Origin of the sequence: Rhodococcus sp. OK519 (assembly GCF_003051005.1) — a bacterium.
In the GTDB taxonomy this organism is placed as follows: domain Bacteria; phylum Actinomycetota; class Actinomycetes; order Mycobacteriales; family Mycobacteriaceae; genus Prescottella.
Genome location: NZ_QAOW01000013.1, coordinates 26,690 through 50,180, shown reverse-complemented (window position 1 = coordinate 50,180; position 23,491 = coordinate 26,690). Strand labels below are relative to the sequence as shown.

The following is a 23,491-nucleotide window of genomic DNA, read 5'->3' as shown; positions in this document are numbered from 1 at the left end:
GTGTTCGCTGCGAGCCAGAGTTTGACGCTGCGGAACCCGAGGGTGTCGAATGAGACTGGCCGTTGGTCGATTTCGGCGACCATGGTGACCCGCAATGCTTCCAGGCGCTCGATCTCGTGTGAGATGTCGAGAGTGGACTGCAACATCTGCGCCTCGGGGAGACGGCGCGCGTCGTCGGCGTTCAGCGATAGCGCTGCGCTTGGTTCGATGATTCCCCCCGGATTCATGCTCTGAGTCTATTTCGAACTTATGTTCGAGTCAATGGGGTTCTGCTGCGTCAGACTTTCTGGCAGGGTCCCGGTGTTTACGATCCGGGCACGAGCCGGAAGCGGGAGGCGTATGGCGAGGTCACGGCGAACGAAGATCCCGGTCGAGGTGAAGATGCGGGTGGTACTGGCGGTGCTGTCCGGGGAGATGTCCGGTGCCGAGGCGGCCCGCCGGCACGGGGTGTCGGACATGTCGGTGTCGAAGTGGAAGCAGCAGTTCGTCGATGCCGGCCGGCAGCGGCTCGAGGAACAACCGTCCGGCCCGGCTGGACGCCGCGGCAGCGTCGAGGAGCGCCGTCTGCGCAGTGAGAACGAGCAGCTGAAGCTGGCGTTGGCGGAGGCGACGGTGCAGCTGCGGATCTGGCAGCACGGCGCGAAGCTGGTCGACGAGGTCCCTTCGCAACCCTCGAATCCCTGAGAGAGGCAGCCGGGCTGCCGGTTTCGAGGTTCGCACCACTCGCACAGATCCCTGAACGCACCTACCGCCGCCGCCTCACCCGACACCGCGGCGGCGACCCGGTGAAGGGGCCGTGGCCGGCACCGAAGGTCGACCGCTACGAGGCACTGTCCGCGAAGTACGCGCAGGACTGGCCAGCCTGGGGGCACCGCAAGATCGCCGCCCTCATGCGCGCCGACGGCCACGAGGTGTCGGACTCGACCGTCGAGCGGGCTTTGCGGCGTCGCGGGCTGCTGCTGCCGACCGGGTTCCGCGCCGACCGCAGGGTCTGGGCGAAACTTCGGCGGAGGGTGTTCACGAATCCGCCGACGGTCAGGAACCGGGTGTGGCAGACCGACTTCTTCGAGTTTGAAACCACCGGCGGCGGGATCTGGCGGATCTGCGCGGTCATCGACTACGCCACCAAATACTGCCTCGCCATCACGGTCACCCCGACCGCCACCGCCGCCGACGCCGTCGCGTGCGTCGATCTCGCGGTCACCGAAGCGCAGCGGGTTCTCGAGCTGGGCGACCTGCGCGGCGACCGCGGCGTGATGGTCGTCGTCGTCGTCGACGACACCGACACCGTGCGGCCAGGCCCCGGCACCGATCGCTCTCGTCTCCGACAACGGCCCCTGCTTCCGCAGCGGCACCTTCGCTGGACTGTTCACCGGCGACGATCCACTGCTACGCCACGTCCGCACCCGCGTCCGATCACCGCAAACCAACGGTGTGATCGAGAGATTCTCCGGCACATTGAAATACGAGCACCTCTACCGCGGCATCATCGGCGATGGCGACGCCCTCGACATGGAAGTCCACCGCTACCGCCATATCTACAACAGCATCCGTCCGCACCAGGCGCTGTCCAATCAGACTCCGCAACATGCCTACCTCTGCGGGAGACGTAGCAGCACATGAGGGCCGCGTATTTCGTCCAAACGGCCCTACTCGTCCGGATCAATCCGGCGTTGTCGGTCTACGGTGTCCCCGGCATGGAGCTGCTGTTGGAGCTGGCTGATCGCCTCGTCGTCGAGTTCGGCGTCGAAGACTGCGGCGGCCCAATCCCACTGAGGTGTCGACCAGACGTAGTGGACCGTGCCCCAGGGTGGGAGCCAGCTTTCGCTCCTGCGTGGGCGGCGTGCCAGCATCGTCCGATGTCCGGATGCGTCGAATGCCCCGGTTTCGGGGTTGAGGAATGGCACCCAGGTTGGGCTGAAGTCCACCTGTGCCCGAGCGGCAATCGGTGACGGTGCGATGGTTTCGGTAAACCATTCCAGCTGCTCCTGTTCGCGGACGTGACGTCGTTCGCGGAGTATCTGTTCGTATTCCTCGGGGGTGAATACTGGTCCACCCCAAGTGAACAACTCGTCGACGAGCTGCTCGCCAACAGTGAGGTCGACGTATTGCGACTCCTGGCCTGAGGGCTCGGCGCGGAAACGAAGTACGTGGCCGGATTCGGTGTCGACCCAGACCCGCAGAAGCTCTGCTTCGTCTGTCGGCGGAGCGAGCTCAACTGTCCAGCAACGCCGTCCTTCAACTTCTGCGTCAACAACAGCGCCGAGTGGGTGGGTGAGGTGCTCCCCAGCCCACTCTGCAGGGGTTCGTCGCCGCACCAAGTACTGGTTGAGGCCCAGGAAGCGGACACTGTCCAGAGCGGCAGTACGCGGACGTTGCCCGTCGTCAGCGGTGAATTGCCACGCCTGGGCGCCGTCGGTGATGAAGATCGGGCGCCCGTCAGGGTGCTCGATACGTAGCCGACCACCGTCCCGCCAAATTCGACACCCGTTTCCGGGTCTCACCACAATGGGTGGGCCCTCACCCGCGAAGAGGACCCGGTCGGGCTTCGCTGGGGTGCCGAGTTCCCGAATCGTCCCTCTAAGTGGGAGATCAGGCCCCTCGCTGAGCGCCGCTAGAACCTCGGTCCAATCCGTCATTCTCCAACCCTAGAGTGAGAGGGACGCCAGACCAGGGACGCGAGATACACGGCGACGCGCTACGTGAGTCATTAGCCGGATCTCTGCCACCTTCTTGACGCAAGACAGGAGTGGAGCCGTCGTTCATCGGCGTCGTGCAACGAGGTGCACTTCGGGGAATCGATGGTTCGCGTCCGGTCGGCTGACTGTCCGCCAGACCTCGTCGAATCCGGCGTCGGCAAGTGTCGCGGCAAGTCGATCAGGGTGCCAGCGCCAGGCCCGTGCAACGACGTGGTCGAACTCGATGACCTCGCCGGCGGCGTCGGTGCTCTGGCAGGCGACCACAACGAGCGCGCCGGACGATATCCGTGTGGACCAGTAGTCCAGTACCGCAGCCACTTCCGACGGAGGTATGTGAATAAGGCTGAACCTTGCCAGGATGGCCCGGATCGTCACATCAGGGAGCTCGTCGAGGTGTGCGTCGCCGTGGATGAAGTCGAGGTGTGGGTACTTGCGCCGGGCGATCGAGAGCATCTCGATGCTCGGATCGATACCGAGGACGTCGAGGCCCTTGTCGGCGAGATCGGCCGTGACATCGCCGGTCCCGCATCCCACATCCAGCACAACTCCCTCAGTGGGGGATTCCTGCACGAGGTCGGCGAAGGCGGCGATGACCTGACGTTCGAGTGGTGTCAGATATGGGTTCGGAAAGGTCTCCGCGTACAGATTCGCGAGGGCGTCGTATCCCGGCTGTTCCATGCTTCGAAGCTTCCCAGACGATCGCGGGTGTGAGTGTAACGTCGCGTGTATCCGGAGGGGGAGCCGTGTCGAGGGTGAAGCTCGTGGTCGTCTGCATGGTTGTCTGTGTGGCAGCTCTACCGGGCTGCGCCGCCGGTCAGGAAGCGCTGCAGTCTGGTTCGGTAACCGAGTCGATCCCGGCAGACCGCACCGGCCGTGTCCATTTCGGCCCAACTCCACCGCCGTCCTCGACTGACCTGGTGTCCGCGCCGGGGACAATCTCCACGGCCGCTGTCGACGATGTGCGGGTGGAAGTCGATCCGCAAACCGGCATCGAGCGCGTCGTCTACCGATTCGCCGGCGCGGGCATCCCGTTCTGGAAGGTGGGCTATGTCGCCGAGGCCCATCCGTATCGCGGTGGCCCGCAACTCTCGGTTGCCGGACGGTCGATCCTGCAGGTCGACATCATGGATACCGCGCTGCCCGCGCGGCATCTCTACGGTGAACCAACACCGCTCGTGGGTCCGGAAGGGGCCCGGGTGACTCAGCTCTATCTACTACCCGATGCCAGGGATACGAACGGAATCACACAGTCCTTCATAGGGATCGGTGACGATCATGTTGCGTTCGAGGTTGTTGCCGTGGACGATCCGCCCCGACTGATCGTCGAGTTGGGCTGAGAGGGGCCGGCGCCCACGGTTCGGGTAACGGCGTCTACTTTGTGTTTTTGGTGAGAAAGTCCGTGGTCACCCGGCTATCGTCGCGTTTCCGGCTACATTCGAGAGTATGAGCGCACAACCCGTCGCCCGCCGACGTCGCCTCGCCGCGTGGATCGCCTCCGCGGTCGCGGTGCTGATCCTGGTGGCGGGTGCCGTGCTGTGGTTCGCTCCCGCGCGTTACCTGCCGTGGGACACGGCGTCCTTCCCCGATGTGGACCGAACGGCGCTGACGGTGCCGCAGGCGAAGGTGGTCGACCTGCTCGCGGCCGAGCATGACGAACAGCGGCCCGGCACCTTCTACTCGGAGGGCGTGAAGGAACCGTGGTGCGCCAACTTCGTCAGCTGGGTCATGAGGGAGGCCGGGGAGCCGTTCTCGAACCCGAACTCCGGATCGTGGCGCATCCCCGGTGTCTACACGCTGCAGGAGTACTACGAGTCGCAGGGTCGCTTCGAGCCCGTCGGCAACGGCTACCAACCGAAGACCGGTGATGTGGTGCTGTACGACAACGAATTCCGCCTGGGTCAGCACACCAACTTCGTGATCGCTGTCGACGGCGACACCGCCACAACGGTCGGCGGAAACGAACTCGGCAAGATTCGGGTGCACGACCTCGATTGGCAGTCCGACGGTGCCGTCGTCGGGTTCGGGCGCTTGGATTCCTGAAGCTCTTCCACCGAGTCCGGTGCTGCGCTGTCGCATAGGCGATGCCTATGCTCCGTCAGGGGCCTGCCTCTGAGCGGAACGAGGGGGAAGTTCGATGAGCACGATCGATCCGGTCGCGGCACGACGCGCACGCGCGAACCGTCCGCCGAGCGCAGTACGGATCGGTACTGCGCTGATCCTGCTGTTCGTGGGCGGTGCGGGCCTCGGTTATGGGTGGCCGACGATGTTCGGCGGTTGGGTCGATCCCGAGTCGTTCAATCCGTCGGTGCTCGCCTTCGTCGGCGTACTCGCCGGTCTGCCGGTGACGATCAGCGGATTCCTCGTCTGGGCTTCGATCCTGCTGAAGGCCCGTCATTTCGGTCTGCTCTACGGGTTTGCGGCGGCCTGGGCGGGCGCCGGGACCGGTGCGCTTGTTGCCGGGCAGGAGATGGGTGATGCTCCGCTCGTGTCTGCTGTCGGATACGGGTGCCTGCTGGTCGCGACGCTCTGTCTGGCAGGTGGGTTGGTCACAGCGCGCCGCAGACGTGTGCGTGGAGTCCGCAACCAGGAGGCGCGGCAGACCGGAACGACTGCGACTGCAGTAGTCAGCGACAGGGGATATACCGCTTTCCGGGAGAGCGATCGCATCTTGACCACCGTGACCTTCACTTTCACCGACAATGCGAACATCCAACGATGGGTACAGCGCCACATGGTGATTCACGCGGCGTCTCCCGTCGTCGACGGACAGTCGACACGGCTCTGGTACGACCCCGAGGATCCCGGGAACGACAAGAGGATCGTAGTCGAACTCGCCGACGGTTGATCGGTGGGCGTTCCTCAGAACGCCCACCGCAGCGCCGCGGCGATGTCCTCGTCGGTCGCGTCCGCGAACCGTGCGATCTCGGCGCGGCGGACGTCGACGATAGTGGCCGCGAGCTCGCTGCCGAATGCGTGTGTGAGCACCCCGTCGGCCTCGAACGCGTCGGTCGCCTCCGTGAGCGATGCGGGTAGGCGCCGGATTCCGCGGCGAAGGCGTTCCTCTTCCGACAGTGTTGCCGGATCGACATCCACCAACTCAGGCAGTCGCAGACCTGCCCGAACACCCCACATTCCGGCGAACAGCAGGCTCGCGAGGCACTGGTACGGGTTGGCCGACTGGTCGAGCACCTTCACCTCGAGGTTCGCGGAACAGCTCTCGTCGCCGAGGCTGCCGGTGATCAAACGCACTGCGGCCTCACGGTTCTCGTACCCTACGGCTTGGAAGGGGGCCGCCCACGCGCCCGGCACCAGGCGCAGGTAGCTGGCGGCCGACGGCGCCCCGACGGCCAGGAGCGCGGGCAGTCGCTCCAGCACTCCCGCCGCGAAAGACTCGGCGGTATCGGTGATCCCGCACGGCCCGTCTCCTCCGCTGTGGAGATTGATTCCCTCCCGCCACAGCGACAGGTGTACGTGGCCGCCGTTCCCGACACCGCCGGCAACGACCATGGGGGAAAACGACGCTCGCAGCCCGTGCCGCATGCTGACCGCTCGGATCGTCTCGCGCACCAGTACGGACGTGTCCGCAGCGCCGAGCGGATCCTCCGCCGCCACCGACACCTCGAACTGGCCGGCCGCATACTCTGGATGGATCTGTTCCACCCGGACGTCCTGGTCACGCAGAGCCGACAACACGTCGGCCAGGTAGCCCGACTGCTCCGTGAATCGGGTGAACCCGTAGGCGGGGCCGCGGGCGCCCGGCACGAAGTCGTCCTCGTCGCGTCCGATCACCCATTCGATCTCGAACGCGGCCTTCGCCGTCAGGTCGTCCTCGGCGAGTTGCGTGACGGCACGACGCAGCAGTCCGCGGGAGTCCTGCGGATGCAGGTCGCCGTCCTGCGTGTACCGGTCGACGGGCGCCCACGCCCATCCCGGCAGTGCGGTCAGCACCGTGACCCGATCGAGGTCCGGGAGCAGTCGCAGATCGCCGACGGGGCCGCCCGCATACCGGCCGGCGACGATGGTGTCGTCGGGGGTGAACGCGTCGAACACGGGGGAGGCGCCCACGCCCCACGTCGCGGCCCGTTCGAACCGCTCTACCGGAACGGCCTTGGTCCGGCTGACGCCGCTGTTGTCCACCCAGACGAGGGCGACGCCCACGACACCGCGCCCCGTTAGTTGCCGGGTCAGCCGCGCGGCCTCGAGGGCCCTGCGGTCACGTTCGTGTCGATCCATCGCATTCCCCTCGCACCGGGCCCGATCGGCGGCACAATGACACTGATGGCGCCATTCCGAGACGATACGCGCGGAAATCACGGTGGAGACCGGATTGCGGCGCTGGTCGGAGCTGTCCCGCTCGTCGACCATCACTGCCACGGGATCGTGCGCACGCCGCTCACTCGCCCCGAGTTCGAGTCGCTGCTGTGCGAGGCCGACGGCCCCGGACCGTGGCACGGCAGCCTCTTCGACACCCAGATCGGGTTTGCAGTGCGCAGGCTGTGCGCGCCGGTGCTGGGCCTCGAGCCGCACGCCGACCCCGACACCTATCTCGCGCGCCGAGCGGAGTTGGGCCCCGACGAGGTGAATCGTCTGCTGCTGCGCTCGACCGGCGTGACCGAGTATCTCGTCGACACGGGCTTTTCACCGGAACACTCGACCACACCCGAGGAACTGGCGGCGTGCACTGGGGCCACTGCGCACGAGGTGGTCCGCCTCGAGGCGCTGGCCGAACAAGTGATGATCGAACACGGTCCGCGGGACTTCGCCGATCGGTGCCGTGAACAGGTGAAGCGGGCCGCCCGGACGGCCGTGGCGTTCAAGACCGTCGCCGCCTACCGGGTGGGGCTGGACCTCGCTCCCGAACATCCTTCGGATGCTGCGGTTTTCACCGCGTCGGTGCGGTGGGCGTCGGACATCGAGCGTGGTCTACCGCCCCGAATGGTCGACGAGACTCTCACCCGGTTCCTGATCTGGACGGCCCTCGACACGCGAGTGCCGATCCAGTTTCATGTGGGCTACGGCGATGCCGACATCGACCTCGCCCGCGCCGATCCGCTCCTGCTGATGCCGCTGCTACGCGCGACGGCGGCCCTGAACGTCCCGATCATGCTGCTGCACAACTACCCGTTCCATCGCCACGCCGGCTACCTGGCGCAGGTGTTCGACCATGTGTTCGTCGACGTCGGTCTTTCGCTACACAACGTCGGGACTGCCGGTGCAGCACGGATTCTCGGGGAACTGCTCGAGCTGGCCCCTTTCGGCTCGGTGCTGTTCTCCACCGACGGATACGGACTGCCCGAGTTGTTCCACGTCGGCGCGCAAGTGTTTCGGCAAGCGCTGTCCGAGTATCTGGAAACCGTGGTTGCTCAGGATCAATGGACGGAATCGGATGCGATCAGGGTCGCGCGGATGATCGCCGAGGGAAACGCGCGCAGGGCCTATCGCCTCGGCGATCGAACGGGATCCGGTTAGACCTGCCACGGCATCACTTGGAAGGGACCACGTTGTTGATCCCGCAGGGGCCGTTCTCGCTGATCTGGAATGCCGCGACTGGTGTTTCGGACTGGTCGAGCACGGTGTACTCGTCGAAGTTGTAGACGAAGTCTCCACCAGGGCCGCAGCGGTGGCCGACGTCGGTCGACTCAGGGAGCGAGAGGATGATCCGCTGCACCTCGACACCGTCGGTGATGGCCGATGACGGCGGCACGAGGTCGATTCGGTCCTGCGCGGTGCTCGAGTAGTGGCACCGCCGAAGGGTTGCAACCGCGGAGGAGTCCAGTCTGTAGGCGTCAAGCCAGTCGCGCCCGTACAGAGCGTCCTGCAGCGTCGGTGCGGCGGCACATCCGTCTGATTCTGCGACCGGCTCGACGGTCACCGATACCGCTTCACTTGCTGAAGATTCCGCCGCCGGGTCAGCGGACGAGCACCCGGCCGCCACCATCGCGGCGGCTGCAACAATGAGCGTCGGCCACAGCCGAGAGGAGTTCATACCTCGCGACAGTAAACGCCCCGCTGGCGCATTAGCCGCGTTTCCGGCAGACGAATCGACCCACAAATCATTGCACTGCAGTCCAATTGGCTCAGGACGCGCTACCGAACGGCGACGGTGTCACGTCGAACAGCATGGTGCTGGTGGCGGGTTCGCTCGTCGGCGGGGCGAATGTGGCGACCACCGTGTAGCGGCCCGCCTCGTGGACCCGGATGGCCTGGGTCGCGCCGCCGAGTGTCAGCGGAACGGTGAGGGTGGTCGTGTCGCCGTCGGGTTCGGTGATGTCCAGGACCGCAGGGGTGGTGGCGTCGGCGCCCCCCGGGGCGGGGGACACGACCACCGCGAGTGTCGTGATCGTGCTGCTGAAGACGGTGCCGATCGGCGGCACCACGGTCACCTGGTACGTCGTTGCCGCGGCGGCGCTGGGCGCGAAGGCCAGGCACGCGGCGCCGGCCAGCGCGGCCACGGTGACAGACGTGCGCGGGAAGCTCATACGAACCCCTTCGTGTCGACGTCGACGACGGTGGATCGTTCGTCACCGCCACGCTATCGGCACGGCCCCGTCGGCTCTTTCACCCGGATCGGGTGAAATCGACCCCGATCAGCGCTTCTTGCCGAATCGAAGCTTCCACGGCACGAGTGCCGACTCGAGCTGCACACCGAGGCTCATCTTCGAGACGCCCTCGATGCGCTCCTCGAACCGGATCGGGACCTCCGCGATCCGCATGCCGCGGCTGGTGGTCCGGTAGTTCATCTCCACCTGGAACGAGTAGCCGTTGCTGTGGATCGACGCGACGTCGATGGCCTCGAGGGTGCGGGCGTGCCACGCCTTGAAGCCGGCGGTCGCGTCTTTGACGCCGAGGCGCAGGATCGCGTTGACGTAGAAGTTGGCCCACGCGGAGAGCGCCTTGCGGTGCCACGGCCAGTCGCTCGCCACGGCGCCGCCCGGGACGTACCGCGAGCCGAGGACGACAGCCGCGTCGGTGGTCGTGAGGGTGCGGATCATGGTGGGGATGACGTGGGCCGGGTGCGACAGGTCGGCGTCCATCTGCACGACGATGTCTGCGCCCTCCGCGAGCGCACGGGTCATCCCGGCGACGTAGGCGCGCCCCAGGCCGTCCTTCTCGGTGCGGTGCAGCACCCCGATGGGGAACGTGGCATCGATCGCGAGCTTCTCCGCGATCTCACCCGTGCCGTCGGGGGAGTTGTCGTCGACCACGAGCAGGTGCAGGTCCGGGACCTCCAGCGCCGCCAGCAGCTCGACGAGCTTCGGCAGATTGTCGCGCTCGTTGTACGTGGGCACAACGATGGTCGTCTTCGGCGAGCTGCTGTCCATGGGACCTTCCTGATCACGCTCTGTCGTCTAGGGCAAAGGCGAGTGTGGTCATGAATGCAGGCAATGGCAACTCACCTGGGCCGTTGTCGCAGTCAGGACGCCGGTTCCGTGATGTTCACCATCCACGAGACGCCGAAACGGTCGGTGCACGCTCCGAACGTGTCGCCCCACATCTGCTTCTCCAGGGGCACGTCGACGGTTCCGGAACCGGACAACGCGGTCCAGTAGCCGCGCAGTTCGTCGGCGTCGTCGCCGCTGAGGCTGACCGCCATGTCGGTGCCGGGCGTGCGTTCCATACCGGGCGGGATGTCCGCACCCATGATCGTGAAGCCGCTGCCGGTCTCGAGCATGCCGTGCATGATCTGGTCCTCGGGGGCGGGCGCGCCGAACTCGCCGAACGTGCTCATGTTCAGGGTGCCGCCGAACACGCCCTTGTAGAACTCCATCGCGTCGCGCGCGGTGCCGGGAAAGCTGATGTACGGGTTGAGACGAGAGGCCACGGGATACTCCTGAGGTTCGCCGGTACGTGCTCGATCGTGTCGCAGCACGACGCTACCGCCGATATGGCCCGGCGCGGATAGGTTCGGCCGGGTGATGATCATCGACCGGGCCGGTTCGGCCCTCGCTGCCCTGCCCCGGTCGCGGCGCTCGCCGTGCTCACGGCCGTCCTGGTGCGCCGCCGCGCTCTGGTCGGTCGTTGAGATGAATCGGAGCCCGGCCGGTCCCGATCGGGGGCAGGACCGGCCGAGCTCCGAAAGTTCTGTCGAGCTCAGGCCCGCATCTTGATCGCCAACTTCGCGAGCGTCCCGGTATCGAGACCCAGCCCGTCGGTCAGGTAGCCGAGGACATTGCCATAGTCGGCGCGGATCTGCGCGAGCCCGGCCTCGAGGTAGCTCGCGTCGACACCGAGAACGGGTGTCAGGTTGAGCGCGGCCTGTTCACCGAGGGCGCCGCTGATCTGTGCGAGCGTCCGCGCGTTCACCCCCGCCAGGTAGTCGTTGCTGAGCAGGTAGTCCGCCATGACGGTGTCGGCAGACGCGCCGCCGATCTGCTGCAGCAGCGCCGCGACCCATCCGGTGCGGTCCTTACCTGCCGAGCAGTGGAACACCGCCGGGCCGGGGGCGTCCGCGATGTCGGTGAGTACCTGCTTGAATGCGGCTCGCTTGAGGGGGTCTGTCACAAAGCTGCGGTTCGCGTCCACCATGTACTGGCGGCCCTGCTCGGGTGACTGGATGGTCTGCGCCAGTTGGACCAGATCCCCGAACTCGATGGGGATATGGCTGTAGTCGGCGCCCGCCGGGATCTTGTCGGGGCCACCGACGAACGGGTTGTCGATCTCCGATTGGCCGCGCATGTCGAGGACGGAGATCAGGCCGAGATCGGTGAGCGTCTGCAGGTCGGCGTCAGTGGCGGACGAGAGGGCGTTGGCCCGGTAGACGACGCCGCGCTTCAGGTGCTGTCCGAAGCCGATTGCATAGCCGTGTCCCTCGTTGCCGCCGACGTCGCGAAAGTTCGCGATCGAGGCGAGACGATCCGTCGGATCGATTGGTGTGCTGGAGGAGCCGGTGCCGAGGGAGCCGGACGAACCGGTGGCGAGCGAGCCGAAATCGAGTGCGGTTGCGGCGCCCGTCCCGGCGAACAACAGCCCACCGGCGAGGAGAACGGTGGTGGCGGAACTTGCCGTCCGCACAAGCATTCGTGAAGAACCGATCCGCATTGTGGGTCCTTTCGGGGGGTGGGGTGAATCAGTTCGCGACGTCAGCCATTCCGGTGAAGCCGTATCGATCGCACGGCCCGATGATCGCGACCTCGAACAGGCCTGAGCCCACGGTCTGCTCGCCGTTCTCGGTGAGGGTGAATCGAGCGAGATTGTCGACCGGACAGAACATCTTCTTCCACGGTTCGATGTCTGCGACCTTCTCGCGCACGCCCTGGACCACGAGTTCGCCCTGCCACATGCCGTGCCGCCAGTCCTGTTCCAGCCCGTAGCCGGTGCCCACGCCGAGGTAGTGGGGTAGGACGGGTTCACAAGCAACGGTGAGGATCTGGTCCGGCTTCCCGTAGCCCTGCGGGCGGTGGAACGTCAGCGTGGCCGCCGCCACCTCGCGTCCCCCCGGGATGAACGTGAGGTCGTGTTCCGGACGGCCCAGCCATTCCGGCTCACGCGTCCGGTCGGCCCAGATGCGGGTCGCGTCCTGTACGACGCGGCGACCCTGCCGGTCCTCCTGCATGATCGCGACGATCGAGAACTCCTCGAACTGCATGATCGAGTAGATCCAGAAGAAGTTCTGCTCACCCGCGATCGACGGATCGGCCCGGCGCCCGGGCGGTTCCGCCTCACCCACCGGCCGCACGCCCCACGAGCGATCGCGGTTGCCGCGCCACGTATCCGGGGTCACCTCGATGATCTCGCCATCCACAGTGAGGGTTCCGGCCCAGCGTCCGGTCTGCACGAAGCGCTGCGTGTCGAACGTGACCCGCTCGAGCTGACGGTGGAAGTGTCTGGCCTCCAGCGACGCCGGCACGTCCGACTCGAACGTCAGGTCGAAGGAGAGGTCCGGCGCCTCGGGGGTGGGCTCGAGCACCACACGCAGACGGTGCAGGCCCTCGAGCACCTCGAGCCGTAGCGGCCCCACCGTGACGTCCATGCGGTCGGAGCCGAGCGCCTTGGACGCCCGGGCCACGATGTGGTCGTTTCCGCGTCGCAGTACCGCGAACCCGTCCGTCACACCGAGATTCGGATACTGACCGAGCCCGACGATGAGGAACAGTGGTTCGCCGTCGTAATCGAGGCCGGGGTGACAGTTGAAGTAGTAGCGGTCGTAGAAATTACGGTCGGACGTGCCGACGTGACGGATCGGTTCGGCGATCTGGTGCACCGGGTAGTCGTCCATGGGTGAAAGCATCACGCCGCTCCTTCGCTGTCGATGCGGTCCCAGTAGACGCCGTCGAGCATCTCCTCGAGCGTCTTCCGGTGCAGGATCATGTCGTCCGGATCCGCGGGCGCCTCGGCCTGGCCGAACGCGACTGCGCGACTCTGCACGCGGAACATGATGATTGCGTGCCGCAAGGCGGCATACAGCGTGTAGAAGTCGAGGTCGCGAGCCTCGTGTCCGGTGAGGTCACGGTACGTGCCCGCGACGTCGTCGCGGCGCAGGAAGTCGGGCAGTCCCGGAAGTCCGGCCATCGTGGCCAGGTCCTCGAAGAACCTGTGGATGAAGATCATCCAGGCCAGGTCCATCTCGCGGGGGCCGAGGGTGGCCATCTCCCAGTCGAGCACTGCCGCCGGTTCGAAGTCGCGGTAGATGATGTTGCCGATCCGCGAATCGCCCCAGCACAGTACGGCGGGGCCGGTGACGGTGGGCCAGTTGGCGTCCAGCCAAGCGAGGCCGCGCTCGATGAGCGGTGAGCGGGGACCGGTCGCGGTGGCCCACTCGTAGTAGCGGCGCTGGCCGTCGACGTGCGCGCGCAGCGCGGCATCCGCGGTGACCTCGTCGGCGCCGGCCTCGGGAACGAGGCTCGGAAACAGTTGCGCGGGTGCGGCTATCGCGTGGAGATCGGCCAGGATGCGCACCGACGCGTCCTGCAGGCGGGTGCGGTCGGCGGGGGAGCCTGCGAACAGCCAGGAGTCGCCGAAGTTGTACGGCATCACGTCCGGCGGAACCACGCCGTCGAGGCGTTCCATCACGAAGAACTCGCCGCCGAGTGCGTCCGGTGAGGTCTCGGACCAGTAGACGCGTGGCACCGGCACCGGCGAGTGGGCGCCGACGGCCTTGATCACCTCGAACTGCTGGTCCAGGTCGTAGGACGGGAAGATCGGCACCCCCGACGGCGCCGGCGCGATGCGGGCCACCAGGTAGTGGTGACGTCGTTCGCCGTCGTCGTGCCACACGGCGTCGAACAGGATCGTCTCGTTGGACATGCCGTTCGCGGCCGGCACCTGGACGTCGGTGACCTCGGGTTCGGCGTCGGCGGGCAGCTTGGTGCGCAGCCAGGCCTGCAGGCGACGGGCCAGCTCGGCGGGATCCGTTCGGGATTGGCCGGGCCTGGCCATCTCCGAGTAGTCGCGATCCTCGGTCGTGTATTCGAAACTCATGGGCGACCCTTCGATGGTCGGGGAAGCATGGTGAGAGCGGCGTGCTGCGGTGGAGCGGTCCAACGGCAGATCGGTCGACAGCCTCGGGGTGTCCGCGGGGCGCGACGGCTCTAGTCGATACATTGCGTATCGACTACGACGTGACACAATGTAACGGCCATCACACTTCGACGCAAGGGGTTTCATTCGATGTCCAGGCAGCGGCAAGCGCAACACCGGCTTGGGCCGCAACGAAACCCCGCGATCGACGAGGCCGTCCTGCAGGCAACGCGTGAACTTCTGGTCGAGAACGGTTATGCCGGAACCTCGATCGACAAGATCGCCACCCGCGCCGGCGTCGGCCGTCCCGCGATCTACCGTCGTTGGCCGTCGAAGGCGCACATCGTGCACGACGCGGTGTACCCGGTGATGGAGTCCGAGAACGTCTCCGATCAGGAGATCTCCGAGGAATTGGGCAGGCTCGCCTACGGCGCGGTGGCGCTGTTCGGCGGCCCCGCGGCTCGAGAAGCAGTGCCGGGCTTGATGAGTGAGGGGCGTCGAGACCCCGAGCTGCGAAAGGCGCTCATCACCGATCAACTCGAGGTGATCCGTGAGGAACTGGGTAATCGGCTTTCTCGAGCAGTCGACGCGGGGGAACTACGCGACGGCATCGACCCCGACGTGCTACTCGACCTCATCGCGGGCACCGCGATATTCGCTCAGTCGGTGCGCGACGTGGAGGACCAGGGGCGGCTCGCGTCGTCGCTCGTGGACATCCTGTTGAACGGCGTGCTGCCCCGGTGAGTGGCCGGATCAACCGGCCAGATACCCCAGGCGCCGACCGCGATGGCAAAAACGAGTGCGAGGCGGCGAGACGAAGTCATACCGCCATTGTCCCGCTACTGTGTGCCGTTACTGCTGATTCCACTACACCAGCGGGGAATTGGGTCCGCGCAGTGCGGCACCGACCTGGCTGGCGACCCGCGCCTGTTCGGCGGCGACACGATGGCGCGGTTGCCGCGATGCTCCCGGCCGGCCATGCCCTGCAATGTCTTTCCCGGTACCGGACCGGTCGCCATCGAAGGGATCATCCACGCAGCGACACGAATATTCGTGTCGCAGTAGGCGAATATCGGTTACTGTGGCGAGGGTGGGAGGAAACATGGACCGTGACAAGGGTGCAACCGGATCGCCGCCCACCGATCGGGTGGTGGCGATCATGGAATTGCTGGCCGGACGGGACGACGCGTGCACCATCGCGGAAGTGGCCGACGCCCTCGGTCTCAGCCGGTCGACCGTGGGGGCTGTGCTGGGTTCCCTGGACACCCACGGGTGGGCGAGGCGCGATGCCGATCTTCGGTACCGACTGGGTCCGCGCCTCGCGGGCGTGGGCGAGGCCGCGCGCGTTGCGGCCGGTGTGCCCGCCGGGCTCGATGCGGCACTCGCCAGGCTGGCGGCGCAGGTCGACTGCGGTGCGGCGCTCGGCGTCGTGACGACCAGCGAGATGACGTTCCTCGCGGTCGACGCGGGCCGGGGACGGCTACCGGCGGGCATCTCCGCCGGCACCGGGTTGCCGCTGCGGGCGCCCGCGGGCGCGGCGGTGATCGCGTTTGCCGACCCGGCACGCCGTCGGGCCTGGCTCGACACCGCACCCGCCGCAGTCCGCGCCGAGACCGCGGAGGTGCTCGAGCAGATCCGGACCACGGGGGTCGGCATGTGGGGGATCGGCGCGGCCGACCCGGGAATGCTGGACGTGCTGGCTGAGGTGGTGGAACATCTCGGCGAGGACCCCTCGCGGAATGCGCTGCGCGGTCGTGTGGTGGACCTGCTCGGCAGTATCAGCGGAAGGCCCTACAGCGCAGCTGATCTCGCGAGCGATCGGACGCACCCCGTCAGCTATCTCGTGGCGCCGGTGTTCGGGGCGGACGGCCGCCCGGCGTGGGAGTTGCAGATCGGCCCGCTGAGATCCGCGGTCACCCGCGACGAGCGGGCGCATTACATGGAGAGCCTCACCCGAACCGCTCGGGAACTGGATACGCGAACAGGAGTGAACGCATGAGCGCTGCCGAGGAACTGGTCACCGAATTCTGTGCATTGTGGTCGAACCCGGACCCCGCCGTGATAGCCGGCTACTTCACCGAAGATGCGGTGTACCACAATATTCCGATGGATCCAGTGAAGGGCCGCGACGCGATCGAGGAGTTCCTGGAGGGCTTCCTCGCCGCATTCGACGGCATCGACTTCCAGATCCACAAGCAGGTCGAGTCCGACGGCATCGTGATGAACGAGCGCACCGACGTCCTCCGCGGACTCGGCAAGGAGACGCCGCTGCCGGTGATGGGTGTGTTCGAGGTGGTCGACGGCAAGATCGCCGCATGGCGGGACTACTTCGACATGGGAGCGATCACCGCGGCGTTCGGGGGCTGACCTCGCGCGCGGGGTCCGCGAAGCTACACAAACGGTGGCGGGAAAGAAACCCCTTACGCGATAGTTGGACGTCCTATAACCTGCGTCACATGAGTGAGGATCCGCGTCTCGATACCGTCGACGGAGTACTCCGACGGGCCGCCGCCAGGCAACCCGATCGCACTGCGCTGATCTTCGGCAACCGCCACTGGACTTACCGCGAACTCGACGACGCCGTCACCCGCGCCGCCGGGCGCCTGCTCGGACTCGGGCTGGCGCCCGGCGGCCGGGTGGCCGGGTACGGCGTCAACTCGGACGCGTACGTCATCGGGTTCCTGGCCTGTGCCCGCGCCGGTCTGGTCCACGTCCCGGTGAACTACGCGCTCACCGGCGACGAACTGCACTACCTGCTGTCGCAGTCCGGCGCGCGTGCCGTGCTGGTGGACCCGGCGCTGCGGGCAACCCTGGAATCGGTGCGCGCCGACGTCGAGGTCGACCACGTCGTCGCTCTCCGCGACGAGGACGCGTCCCTGCTCGAGTGGGCGCGTGCCGGCGACCTTCCGGAGGTGGCCGCGGCAGCATCGGGTGGCGACCTCGTTCAGCTGCTCTACACGTCGGGAACCACATCGAAGCCCAAGGGCGCCATGATGACTCACGGCGCGCTGGTACACGAGTACGTGTCGTCGGTGATCGCACTGGGACTGAGCTGCGACGACAACCCGCTGATCTGCATGCCGCTGTACCACTCGGCGGGGATGCATGTGTTCATGCTTCCCTACCTGTCGGTCGGGGCGACCGTGCACCTGATGCAGTCGCCCGACATTCCCGAGATTCTGCGTCGGATCGAGGCCGATCGGATCGGCTCGCTGTTTCTCGCGCCGACGGTCTGGGTGCCACTCGCGGCCCACCCCGATCTCGACACGCGCGATCTCTCCTCGCTGAGGAAGGCGCAGTACGGTGCGTCGATCATGCCCGTCACCGTGCTCAACCGGCTACGGGAGCGTTACCCTGCGCTGGGGTTCTACAACTGCTTCGGGCAGTCGGAGATCGGTCCGCTCGCAACGGTTCTGGGCCCGGACGAGCACGAGCAGCGGCCGTCGTCGTGTGGGCGTGCGGTGTTCTTCGTCGAGACCCGGGTGGTGGACCCGGACGGCAACGACGTGCCCGACGGTGAACCGGGGGAGGTTCTCTACCGTTCTCCGCAACTGTGCCAGGGATATTGGGAGAATCCCGAGGCCACCGCAGAGGCGTTCCGGGACGGCTGGTTCCATTCGGGCGACATGGTGACCCGGGACGCCGCCGGGTACATCACGGTCGTGGACCGGATCAAGGACGTCATCAACACCGGTGGCATCCTCGTCGCCTCCCGCGAGGTGGAGGATGCTCTCTACACGCATCCCGCGGTCGCGGAGGTGGCGGTGATCGGGGTGCCCGACGAGAAGTGGATCGAGGCGGTGACGGCCGTCGTCGTACTGCGTGACGACGTCGATCCGGACGCGGTGACCGCCGACGTGCTCGTCGATCATGTTCGGGACAGGATCGCACCGTTCAAGGTACCCAAGCGAATTCGCTTCGTGGCGGCGCTACCGCGCAATCAGAGTGGCAAGCTGCTCAAGCGGGAGCTCCGGACCGAGCTCGATCCGGTCTGACGGCGTCCGGCGGCCCGGCCCCGCCTGATGTGGGGGACCGGGCCGTCGTGCGTGGATCGAGGTGGCGGGGGTATCCGTCACCAGGTGATGGCAACTCCGCTGTCGTGCAACCAGATCAGCGGATCGACCTGATAGCCGCTCGGATTCCAGACCTCGAGGTGCAGGTGCGGTCCGGTGGACTGTCCCCTGTTGCCGACGGTGGCGATCAGATCACCGGCGAGGACGGGCTGGCCGACATTCACGACGAAGGTGTCGACGTGACCGTAGACGGTGATGGTGCCGTCGGTGTGCTGGACGCGAACCCACAGTCCGAAGCCGGATGCCGGGCCGGCGTCGACGATGACGCCGTCGGCTGCCGAGAGGATCGGCGTGCCCATGTCGGCTCCGATGTCGATGCCGTTGTGGTGCGTGCCCCAGCGCGGGCCGTAGCTCGAGGTCAGGAATCCGGCGACCGGCTGGACGACGGCCGGGCGGGGCGGCAGCAGCACGGGGGCCGGCATGGGGGCCGGGACCGGAGCCGCCTCGGGGACGGGCAGCGGAAGCGGCGCGGGCATCGGGGCCGGAATCGGGACGGCCTGCGGCTCGGGCGCCGGGGCGGGTGCCTGCAGCTTGGGCGCGGGCTTCCACCAGGCGGCCGATGTCGGGGTCCACTGGTGCGGTCCGGTCCCCGAGGCATCCGCGAGCGACGGGACGTTCAGTCCGGGCAGGAACTGGCCTGCGGGAAGCTGTAGTTGGACGTTGTCGCCGGCGGGAAGGCGCAGGGGAGAGGCGGCCGCGGTGGCCGCGCCGATCTGCACGCTGCCGGCAAGGAGGGCGCCCGTGGTGACGGCGACTGCCGTTGCCTTGAAGGAGCGGCGGCCGAGCAGGGACTTCGGGGCGACGGTCAAGCTTTCGAAACTCATCGTCCTGTGGGGAGTGGCCACAGTGGTTACCTCTTTTGTGTCTCTGGTCGGCCCAGTCGGGAACCGCGACCTCGGGTCTTTCGTCACGGAAAAGTAACAAAGAGGTATCGACTCGTCCACCGTGATCGAATCTTTATCTTGATGAGGTAAGAACCGACCGGTATTCAGGAAAGTCGCAGGTCAGCGCGTTTGGGCGGCCGAGTTCGGGCGTCCGAATGCCGGAAACAAGCTTGGGGCCAACCGGTCGTTATCGAGGGTCGGGCCGGCGTGGTACGAGGTCAGGACGCCGTCAGCCATCGCGGGAGAAGAATTACGTCACTGTGACACAGATTCAGGCTGGACGGTCGTGTTCGGACGCGCGAAAGGCGCGGTTTCGACGCCGGGCTTGTCAGCCCGCACGGTCGGAATGTGACAGCGATCTCCCGCTGTCCGGCAGGGTGACGCGCGAATTCGACCCCGCACTGGGACGCGGGGCCGCCGGATGGGAGCCGCTTCGGAGCGGGTGGATCCGGGCCTACCCCTTGAGCTTCTTCATCGTCAGGTGCGACTCGATCTTGGAGATCGCCGGCTGTTCCATGAGCTTGGTGCGCAGGAACACCTCGAACGCATTGAGGTCGGCGACGGCGACGCGGATGAAGTAGTCGGGCAGACCGATCATCCGGCGGAACTCGACTACCTCGTCGAATGCGCCGACTTGGGATTCGAACGCCTCGACGGTCTTGCGGTCCTGCGAGACGATCTCGGCGTTGACGATCACCTCGCAGCCGCGTCCGACGGCATCCGGGTTCACGACGGCCCGGTATCCGACGATGACCCCGTCGGCCTCGAGCCGTCGCACCCGGCGCAGGCAGGGGGACGGCGTCAGCCCGACGCGGTCGGCCAGTTCGGCGTTCGTGAGCCGCGCATTCGCGTGCAGCTCACGCAATATTGCGCGATCGAGATCATCCACAGCAGAATATTGCGCCGAGCGGGCTCGTTGGGCAATATCCGGCAACCACATGCCATGCGCTCGGCACTATTATTTCCTCGTGACCAGCGCGTTTCCCGTTTCGGGCCTCGAGACCACGCCCGACCTCTCGCACCGGTCCGACATCCGTGCCGCAGCCCGCGACACCGTCTCCGTCGGGTTCGGACTGTTCCCGCTCGGCCTGGCGTTCGGGCTGCTGCTCGTCCAGTCCGGGTTCGACTGGTGGTGGGCGCCCATCTTCTCGCTGACGATCTACGCGGGCTCCCTCGAGTTCCTCGCGATCGGTCTGGTGCTGGCGCTCACGCCGCTTGCGTCGGTGGCGATGACAACGTTTCTCGTCAATTTCCGGCACGTGTTCTACGGACTGTCCTTCCCGCTGCATCGGGTGAAGGGGCCAGTGGCGCGGCTCTACAGCATGTACGCCCTCACCGACGAGGCGTACGCCGTTGCCGCGGCCAAGGATCCCCGTTCCCTGAGCAGCCGGCACATCCTTTTCATTCAGGTGTTCTGTCAGCTGTACTGGGTGCTCGGCGGTGTCGTCGGTGCAGTCGTCGGCAACGCGATCCCGATGCAGCTCGCCGGACTCGACTTCGCGCTCACCGCGCTGTTCGTGGTGCTGGCCGTCGACGCGTTCCGGGTGCGCTCCGACGTGCCGACCCCGGTCCTGGCGCTGCTGAGCGCGCTCGTGGCGCTGGTGGTGGCGCGCGAGCAGATGCTGGTGGTCGCGATGGCGCTGTTCGTGGCGGCACTGCTGGCCCGGTTCGCGCTCGAGCGGCGGAGGCGGGCCCGTGCCTGACATCCCGTACATCCTGTCGGCGCTCGCGGTGATCATGGCGGTCACCTTCGCGCTGCGGGCCGTGCCGTTCGCGGTGATCGCGCCACTGCGCTCGTCCGCACTGGTGAACTACCTCGGCGCCCACATGCCCGTCGGCATCATGCTGATCCTCGCGGTCTACACGCTGCGGAACGTCTCGGTCGCGCCGTCGTCGCTCGTGCCCGCGTCCGTCGCGCTCGCCGTGACGATCGGTCTGCACCTGTGGCGGCGGCACGCGCTGCTCAGCATCGTCGGGGGCACTGCCGCTTACATGGTTCTTGCCAACTGGGTGTTCGGCTGAACTGAAGAACGCTGTTCGTCGCGAGAATCCGCACGCTCGTCGCACAGACCGGCCGCGTCGTCGACACCGAACACGCGCCGTGGGCCGAAAATCGCATGTCAGAGGGTTTTCATGGATGTGAGGCGGGCAATTCACCGGCGTGTCGGGAGTTAGCCTTGTCACTGTGACGTCGCACGTGGATGAATCCGGATCGCTGTCGAACGCCGCCTCGGGCGGGGGCAGGATCCGCAGCTCGGTGTTCCGGAACAAGGTGACCTCCGCCCAGGCCGCCGTCGAATTCATCCATCCCCACGACACCGTCGCGATCAGCGGCTTCGCGAGCGCGGGCACGCCGAAGGCGATCGTCCCGGCCCTCGCCGACCGCATCCATGCCGTGCGGGGCGCCGGATCGAACTTCACGATCAACCTCCTGACGGGTGCCTCGGTGTCCGTGGGCACCGAGCGACTGCTCGCCGAGGTCGACGGCATCGCACTGCGGATGCCTTACCAGTCGGAGCCGACCGCGCGCCGCAACATCAACAGCGGCCGGATGGACTACGTCGACATCCATCTGTCGCACGTCGCGCAGCAGGTGTGGGAGGGCTACTACGGCAACGTCGATGTGGCGGTCGTCGAGGTCGCGGGCATCACCGAGTCGGGTGAGCTGATCCCGTCCGCGTCGATCGGCAACAACAAGACCTGGCTCGACGTCGCCGACAAGGTCATCCTCGAGGTCAACTCGTGGGTGCCCGAGGCGATGACCGGCATCCACGACGTCTACTACGGCACCGCGCTGCCCCCGTACCGCAAGCCGATCCAGATCACCTCGGTCGAGGACCGCATCGGTCAACCGACGCTGCGGGTCGATCCGAGGAAGGTGGTCGCGGTCGTCGAGACCAACGCCCGCGACAGTGCGAGCCCGCTCACCCCACCCGACGAGGTGAGCCAGGCCATCGCCGCGCACGTGCTCGACTTCTTCGAGTACGAGGTGTCGAAGGGCCGCCTGCCCGCCGACGGCCTGCTGCCGCTGCAGTCCGGCATCGGCAACGTTGCCAACGCGGTGCTGCAGGGTCTCGACGCCGGGCCGCACAGAGGGCTCACCTGCTTCTCCGAGGTGATCCAGGACGGGATGCTGCACCTCATCAAGCACGGCACGGTGCGGTATGCGTCGGCGACGTCGTTGGCGCTGTCGGAGGCCGGCATCGACGAACTGATGTCGAACATCGACTTCTACCGCAAGCACATCGTGTTGCGGCCGCAGGAGATCAGCAACCACCCGGAGGTGGTCCGGCGCCTCGGCATCATCGCGATGAACGGCATGCTCGAGGCGGATATCTACGGCAACGTGAACTCGACGCACGTCATGGGTACCAAGATCATGAACGGTATCGGTGGCTCAGGCGATTTCGCCCGCAACGGCTACCTGTCGATGTTCCTGAGCCCATCCACCGCGAAGGGCGGCGCGATCTCGTCGATCGTGCCGATGGTCCCGCACGTCGATCACACCGAGCACGACGTCCAGGTGCTCGTCACCGAGCAGGGTCTCGCGGATCTGCGCGGCCTGTCCCCGCGCAAGCGCTCGCGCGTCGTCATCGACAAGTGCGCGCACCCGGAGTACCGGGCGATGCTGCTCGACTACGTCGACCGGGCCGAGCGTTCCCCGGCGTCCGGCCACACCCCGCACCTGCTCCGCGAGGCTCTCTCGTTCCACGAGCGGTTCAACGAGACCGGGTCGATGTTCCGGAACTGACTGTTCTGCAGTCGATCCCGCCGATCAGGGCAGGAGCCCGGCGACCAGGGCGTCGACGATCTCGTCCGTCGGGGTGTCGGGCATGAGCGGCGTGGTGAGTCGGTCGAGGAGGAGGCCGTCGACGGCGTAGTGGAACAGCGCGATCTCGCGCGCGCCACCGGGCAGACCGGCGGCCGAGTTGTACGCGACATCGGCCTCGAAACCCGTTCTGCCCCAATCGGACATCATCGCAGCGACCTCCGGGTTGCGGGTGCTCTCGAGCCGGAGTTCGAACAGTGCCACGGTCACTTCGCGATTCTCGGTGAGCCGCCGGACGATGTCGCGCAGGTAGTCGGCGAACAGTTCGCGACTCGGTTTCCGGGCGGAGAGCCCGGCCAGCACCGTCTCGTCGGGCGTCAGTCGCTCGCCGATGCGTTCGACCAACCCGGCGACGAGTGCGTCCCGGCTGCGGAAGTAGTTGGATGTCGTCCCCGCGGGCACGCCGGCCTCGCGATCGACCGCACGGTGGGTGAGCCCCCGGGCGCCCTGGTTGGCCAGGACCGTCAGGCCCGCGTCGGCGAGGGCCTGCCGACGCTCGTCGTTGCGCACCATGCGGGACATGCTAGCGGAACCACTACATGTGTTGTA

At 66.8% G+C, this 23,491-nt stretch carries 27 protein-coding genes and 1 pseudogene; 13 read left to right on the top strand and 15 right to left on the bottom strand.

The genetic code is table 11. The annotated features are described in order from the left end of the window. Window positions 1-227: pseudogene (locus C8K36_RS25300) on the bottom strand (HNH endonuclease); the annotation flags it as partial. A gap of 112 nt (window positions 228-339) precedes the next feature. Between C8K36_RS25300 and C8K36_RS23165 the strand changes: the two are divergent. Further along, complete coding sequence (locus tag C8K36_RS23165; RefSeq protein ID WP_107987395.1) at window positions 340-684, top strand: transposase; 345 nt, start codon at window positions 340-342, stop codon at window positions 682-684. A gap of 136 nt (window positions 685-820) precedes the next feature. On the opposite strand, the gene C8K36_RS23160 is transcribed toward C8K36_RS23165, so the two are convergent. After that, window positions 821-1,114 carry a hypothetical protein gene (locus tag C8K36_RS23160; protein WP_107987394.1) on the bottom strand — a complete coding sequence of 98 codons (294 nt, stop codon included), beginning with the start codon at window positions 1,112-1,114 and terminating at the stop codon, window positions 821-823. 197 nt (window positions 1,115-1,311) lie between these two features. Between C8K36_RS23160 and C8K36_RS23155 the strand changes: the two genes are divergently transcribed. After that, window positions 1,312-1,623 carry an integrase core domain-containing protein gene (locus C8K36_RS23155; RefSeq protein ID WP_107987393.1) on the top strand — a complete coding sequence of 104 codons (312 nt, stop codon included), beginning with the start codon at window positions 1,312-1,314 and terminating at the stop codon, window positions 1,621-1,623. A 26-nt stretch (window positions 1,624-1,649) separates the two neighbouring features. Here the strand turns inward: C8K36_RS23155 and C8K36_RS24945 are convergent, their stop codons facing one another. Both C8K36_RS24945 and C8K36_RS23145 read right to left on the bottom strand, forming a co-directional pair. Beyond that, window positions 1,650-2,639 (bottom strand): LolA family protein, encoded by a 990-nt coding sequence (locus tag C8K36_RS24945; protein ID WP_181319694.1) that lies wholly within the window; start codon window positions 2,637-2,639, stop codon window positions 1,650-1,652. Between the two features lie 123 nt (window positions 2,640-2,762). Continuing rightward, the gene (locus C8K36_RS23145; RefSeq protein WP_107987392.1) at window positions 2,763-3,377 is read right to left on the bottom strand and encodes a class I SAM-dependent methyltransferase; all 615 of its coding nucleotides are present in this window, start codon (window positions 3,375-3,377) and stop codon (window positions 2,763-2,765) included. Window positions 3,378-3,451: 74 nt separating this feature from the next. Here C8K36_RS23145 and C8K36_RS23140 point away from each other — a divergent pair, with 74 nt between their 5' ends. The 3 genes from C8K36_RS23140 to C8K36_RS23130 all read left to right on the top strand — a co-directional run bounded on the left by C8K36_RS23140 (window position 3,452) and on the right by C8K36_RS23130 (window position 5,544). Next, window positions 3,452-4,036, top strand: coding sequence for an AMIN-like domain-containing (lipo)protein (locus tag C8K36_RS23140; protein ID WP_146176530.1), 585 nt, complete (start codon window positions 3,452-3,454; stop codon window positions 4,034-4,036). A 106-nt stretch (window positions 4,037-4,142) separates the two neighbouring features. After that, window positions 4,143-4,739 carry a CHAP domain-containing protein gene (locus C8K36_RS23135; protein WP_107987390.1) on the top strand — a complete coding sequence of 199 codons (597 nt, stop codon included), beginning with the start codon at window positions 4,143-4,145 and terminating at the stop codon, window positions 4,737-4,739. Window positions 4,740-4,833: 94 nt separating this feature from the next. Beyond that, entirely contained in the window at window positions 4,834-5,544 is a 711-nt protein-coding gene (locus C8K36_RS23130; protein WP_107987389.1) for a DUF3592 domain-containing protein, read from the top strand. 14 nt (window positions 5,545-5,558) lie between these two features. Here C8K36_RS23130 and C8K36_RS23125 read toward each other — a convergent pair whose 3' ends face one another. Further along, window positions 5,559-6,932 (bottom strand): glutamine synthetase family protein, encoded by a 1,374-nt coding sequence (locus C8K36_RS23125; RefSeq protein WP_107987388.1) that lies wholly within the window; start codon window positions 6,930-6,932, stop codon window positions 5,559-5,561. Window positions 6,933-6,977: 45 nt separating this feature from the next. On the opposite strand from C8K36_RS23125, the gene C8K36_RS23120 reads away from it, so the two are divergent. Continuing rightward, window positions 6,978-8,168, top strand: coding sequence for an amidohydrolase family protein (locus C8K36_RS23120; RefSeq protein WP_107987400.1), 1,191 nt, complete (start codon window positions 6,978-6,980; stop codon window positions 8,166-8,168). A gap of 13 nt (window positions 8,169-8,181) precedes the next feature. Here the strand turns inward: C8K36_RS23120 and C8K36_RS23115 are convergent, their stop codons facing one another. The 7 genes from C8K36_RS23115 to C8K36_RS23085 all read right to left on the bottom strand — a co-directional run bounded on the left by C8K36_RS23115 (window position 8,182) and on the right by C8K36_RS23085 (window position 14,117). Next, the gene (locus C8K36_RS23115) at window positions 8,182-8,685 is read right to left on the bottom strand and encodes a hypothetical protein (RefSeq protein ID WP_146176529.1); all 504 of its coding nucleotides are present in this window, start codon (window positions 8,683-8,685) and stop codon (window positions 8,182-8,184) included. Window positions 8,686-8,776: 91 nt separating this feature from the next. Continuing rightward, on the bottom strand, window positions 8,777-9,178 hold the full coding sequence (locus C8K36_RS23110; protein WP_107987386.1) for a hypothetical protein: 402 nt from the start codon (window positions 9,176-9,178) through the stop codon (window positions 8,777-8,779). Between the two features lie 108 nt (window positions 9,179-9,286). Continuing rightward, window positions 9,287-10,021 carry a polyprenol monophosphomannose synthase gene (locus C8K36_RS23105; RefSeq protein ID WP_107987385.1) on the bottom strand — a complete coding sequence of 245 codons (735 nt, stop codon included), beginning with the start codon at window positions 10,019-10,021 and terminating at the stop codon, window positions 9,287-9,289. Window positions 10,022-10,113: 92 nt separating this feature from the next. Further along, complete coding sequence (locus C8K36_RS23100; RefSeq protein ID WP_107987399.1) at window positions 10,114-10,521, bottom strand: VOC family protein; 408 nt, start codon at window positions 10,519-10,521, stop codon at window positions 10,114-10,116. Window positions 10,522-10,790: 269 nt separating this feature from the next. Beyond that, on the bottom strand, window positions 10,791-11,738 hold the full coding sequence (locus C8K36_RS23095; protein ID WP_107987384.1) for a tyrosine-protein phosphatase: 948 nt from the start codon (window positions 11,736-11,738) through the stop codon (window positions 10,791-10,793). Between the two features lie 28 nt (window positions 11,739-11,766). After that, window positions 11,767-12,927: a hypothetical protein gene (locus C8K36_RS23090; protein ID WP_107987398.1), complete on the bottom strand. Its 1,161-nt coding sequence runs from the start codon at window positions 12,925-12,927 to the stop codon at window positions 11,767-11,769. Then, window positions 12,927-14,117 carry a phosphotransferase family protein gene (locus C8K36_RS23085; protein WP_107987383.1) on the bottom strand — a complete coding sequence of 397 codons (1,191 nt, stop codon included), beginning with the start codon at window positions 14,115-14,117 and terminating at the stop codon, window positions 12,927-12,929. Before C8K36_RS23085 ends, C8K36_RS23090 begins: the two co-directional genes overlap by 1 nt. 189 nt (window positions 14,118-14,306) lie before the next feature. Between C8K36_RS23085 and C8K36_RS23080 the strand changes: the two genes are divergently transcribed. From C8K36_RS23080 to C8K36_RS23060, 4 genes are all read left to right on the top strand, one after another. Continuing rightward, a complete protein-coding gene (locus C8K36_RS23080) occupies window positions 14,307-14,900 on the top strand; it encodes a TetR/AcrR family transcriptional regulator (RefSeq protein WP_107987382.1) in 594 nt (197 codons plus the stop codon). Between the two features lie 358 nt (window positions 14,901-15,258). Beyond that, on the top strand, window positions 15,259-16,155 hold the full coding sequence (locus C8K36_RS23070; RefSeq protein WP_107987380.1) for a helix-turn-helix domain-containing protein: 897 nt from the start codon (window positions 15,259-15,261) through the stop codon (window positions 16,153-16,155). Continuing rightward, window positions 16,152-16,523 (top strand): nuclear transport factor 2 family protein, encoded by a 372-nt coding sequence (locus C8K36_RS23065; protein WP_107987379.1) that lies wholly within the window; start codon window positions 16,152-16,154, stop codon window positions 16,521-16,523. The genes C8K36_RS23070 and C8K36_RS23065 overlap by 4 nt, the downstream gene beginning before the upstream one ends. 89 nt (window positions 16,524-16,612) lie before the next feature. Further along, complete coding sequence (locus C8K36_RS23060; RefSeq protein WP_107987378.1) at window positions 16,613-18,151, top strand: fatty acyl-CoA synthetase; 1,539 nt, start codon at window positions 16,613-16,615, stop codon at window positions 18,149-18,151. A 77-nt stretch (window positions 18,152-18,228) separates the two neighbouring features. Here C8K36_RS23060 and C8K36_RS23055 read toward each other — a convergent pair whose 3' ends face one another. Together C8K36_RS23055 and C8K36_RS23050 are read right to left on the bottom strand one after the other, a co-directional pair. Continuing rightward, window positions 18,229-19,053 (bottom strand): M23 family metallopeptidase, encoded by an 825-nt coding sequence (locus C8K36_RS23055; protein WP_107987397.1) that lies wholly within the window; start codon window positions 19,051-19,053, stop codon window positions 18,229-18,231. Between the two features lie 514 nt (window positions 19,054-19,567). After that, window positions 19,568-20,002 (bottom strand): Lrp/AsnC family transcriptional regulator, encoded by a 435-nt coding sequence (locus C8K36_RS23050; RefSeq protein ID WP_107987377.1) that lies wholly within the window; start codon window positions 20,000-20,002, stop codon window positions 19,568-19,570. Between the two features lie 79 nt (window positions 20,003-20,081). Here C8K36_RS23050 and C8K36_RS23045 point away from each other — a divergent pair, with 79 nt between their 5' ends. The 3 genes from C8K36_RS23045 (at window position 20,082) to C8K36_RS23035 (ending at window position 22,864) form a co-directional block, all read left to right on the top strand. Next, window positions 20,082-20,816, top strand: coding sequence for an AzlC family ABC transporter permease (locus C8K36_RS23045; RefSeq protein ID WP_258195567.1), 735 nt, complete (start codon window positions 20,082-20,084; stop codon window positions 20,814-20,816). Continuing rightward, window positions 20,809-21,135 (top strand): branched-chain amino acid transporter permease, encoded by a 327-nt coding sequence (locus C8K36_RS23040; protein WP_107987375.1) that lies wholly within the window; start codon window positions 20,809-20,811, stop codon window positions 21,133-21,135. The genes C8K36_RS23045 and C8K36_RS23040 overlap by 8 nt, the downstream gene beginning before the upstream one ends. A 163-nt stretch (window positions 21,136-21,298) precedes the next feature. Beyond that, window positions 21,299-22,864: an acetyl-CoA hydrolase/transferase family protein gene (locus C8K36_RS23035; protein ID WP_107987374.1), complete on the top strand. Its 1,566-nt coding sequence runs from the start codon at window positions 21,299-21,301 to the stop codon at window positions 22,862-22,864. A 24-nt stretch (window positions 22,865-22,888) separates the two neighbouring features. Here C8K36_RS23035 and C8K36_RS23030 read toward each other — a convergent pair whose 3' ends face one another. Further along, entirely contained in the window at window positions 22,889-23,455 is a 567-nt protein-coding gene (locus C8K36_RS23030) for a TetR/AcrR family transcriptional regulator (RefSeq protein WP_107987373.1), read from the bottom strand. Between the last annotated feature and the right edge of the window lie 36 nt (window positions 23,456-23,491).

Excerpts from the sequence above, each read along its gene's own strand:
- C8K36_RS23165 (WP_107987395.1), top strand. The coding sequence starts at position 340 with ATGGCGAGGTCACGGCGAACGAAGATCCCGGTCGAGGTGAAGATGCGG.
- C8K36_RS23160 (WP_107987394.1), bottom strand. The coding sequence starts at position 1,114 with ATGACCGCGCAGATCCGCCAGATCCCGCCGCCGGTGGTTTCAAACTCG.
- C8K36_RS24945 (WP_181319694.1), bottom strand. The coding sequence starts at position 2,639 with ATGACGGATTGGACCGAGGTTCTAGCGGCGCTCAGCGAGGGGCCTGAT.
- C8K36_RS23145 (WP_107987392.1), bottom strand. The coding sequence starts at position 3,377 with ATGGAACAGCCGGGATACGACGCCCTCGCGAATCTGTACGCGGAGACC.
- C8K36_RS23135 (WP_107987390.1), top strand. The coding sequence starts at position 4,143 with ATGAGCGCACAACCCGTCGCCCGCCGACGTCGCCTCGCCGCGTGGATC.
- C8K36_RS23130 (WP_107987389.1), top strand. The coding sequence starts at position 4,834 with ATGAGCACGATCGATCCGGTCGCGGCACGACGCGCACGCGCGAACCGT.
- C8K36_RS23125 (WP_107987388.1), bottom strand. The coding sequence starts at position 6,932 with ATGGATCGACACGAACGTGACCGCAGGGCCCTCGAGGCCGCGCGGCTG.
- C8K36_RS23120 (WP_107987400.1), top strand. The coding sequence starts at position 6,978 with ATGGCGCCATTCCGAGACGATACGCGCGGAAATCACGGTGGAGACCGG.
- C8K36_RS23115 (WP_146176529.1), bottom strand. The coding sequence starts at position 8,685 with ATGAACTCCTCTCGGCTGTGGCCGACGCTCATTGTTGCAGCCGCCGCG.
- C8K36_RS23110 (WP_107987386.1), bottom strand. The coding sequence starts at position 9,178 with ATGAGCTTCCCGCGCACGTCTGTCACCGTGGCCGCGCTGGCCGGCGCC.
- C8K36_RS23105 (WP_107987385.1), bottom strand. The coding sequence starts at position 10,021 with ATGGACAGCAGCTCGCCGAAGACGACCATCGTTGTGCCCACGTACAAC.
- C8K36_RS23095 (WP_107987384.1), bottom strand. The coding sequence starts at position 11,738 with ATGCGGATCGGTTCTTCACGAATGCTTGTGCGGACGGCAAGTTCCGCC.
- C8K36_RS23090 (WP_107987398.1), bottom strand. The coding sequence starts at position 12,927 with ATGCTTTCACCCATGGACGACTACCCGGTGCACCAGATCGCCGAACCG.
- C8K36_RS23085 (WP_107987383.1), bottom strand. The coding sequence starts at position 14,117 with ATGAGTTTCGAATACACGACCGAGGATCGCGACTACTCGGAGATGGCC.
- C8K36_RS23080 (WP_107987382.1), top strand. The coding sequence starts at position 14,307 with ATGTCCAGGCAGCGGCAAGCGCAACACCGGCTTGGGCCGCAACGAAAC.
- C8K36_RS23070 (WP_107987380.1), top strand. The coding sequence starts at position 15,259 with ATGGACCGTGACAAGGGTGCAACCGGATCGCCGCCCACCGATCGGGTG.
- C8K36_RS23065 (WP_107987379.1), top strand. The coding sequence starts at position 16,152 with ATGAGCGCTGCCGAGGAACTGGTCACCGAATTCTGTGCATTGTGGTCG.
- C8K36_RS23060 (WP_107987378.1), top strand. The coding sequence starts at position 16,613 with ATGAGTGAGGATCCGCGTCTCGATACCGTCGACGGAGTACTCCGACGG.
- C8K36_RS23055 (WP_107987397.1), bottom strand. The coding sequence starts at position 19,053 with ATGAGTTTCGAAAGCTTGACCGTCGCCCCGAAGTCCCTGCTCGGCCGC.
- C8K36_RS23030 (WP_107987373.1), bottom strand. The coding sequence starts at position 23,455 with ATGGTGCGCAACGACGAGCGTCGGCAGGCCCTCGCCGACGCGGGCCTG.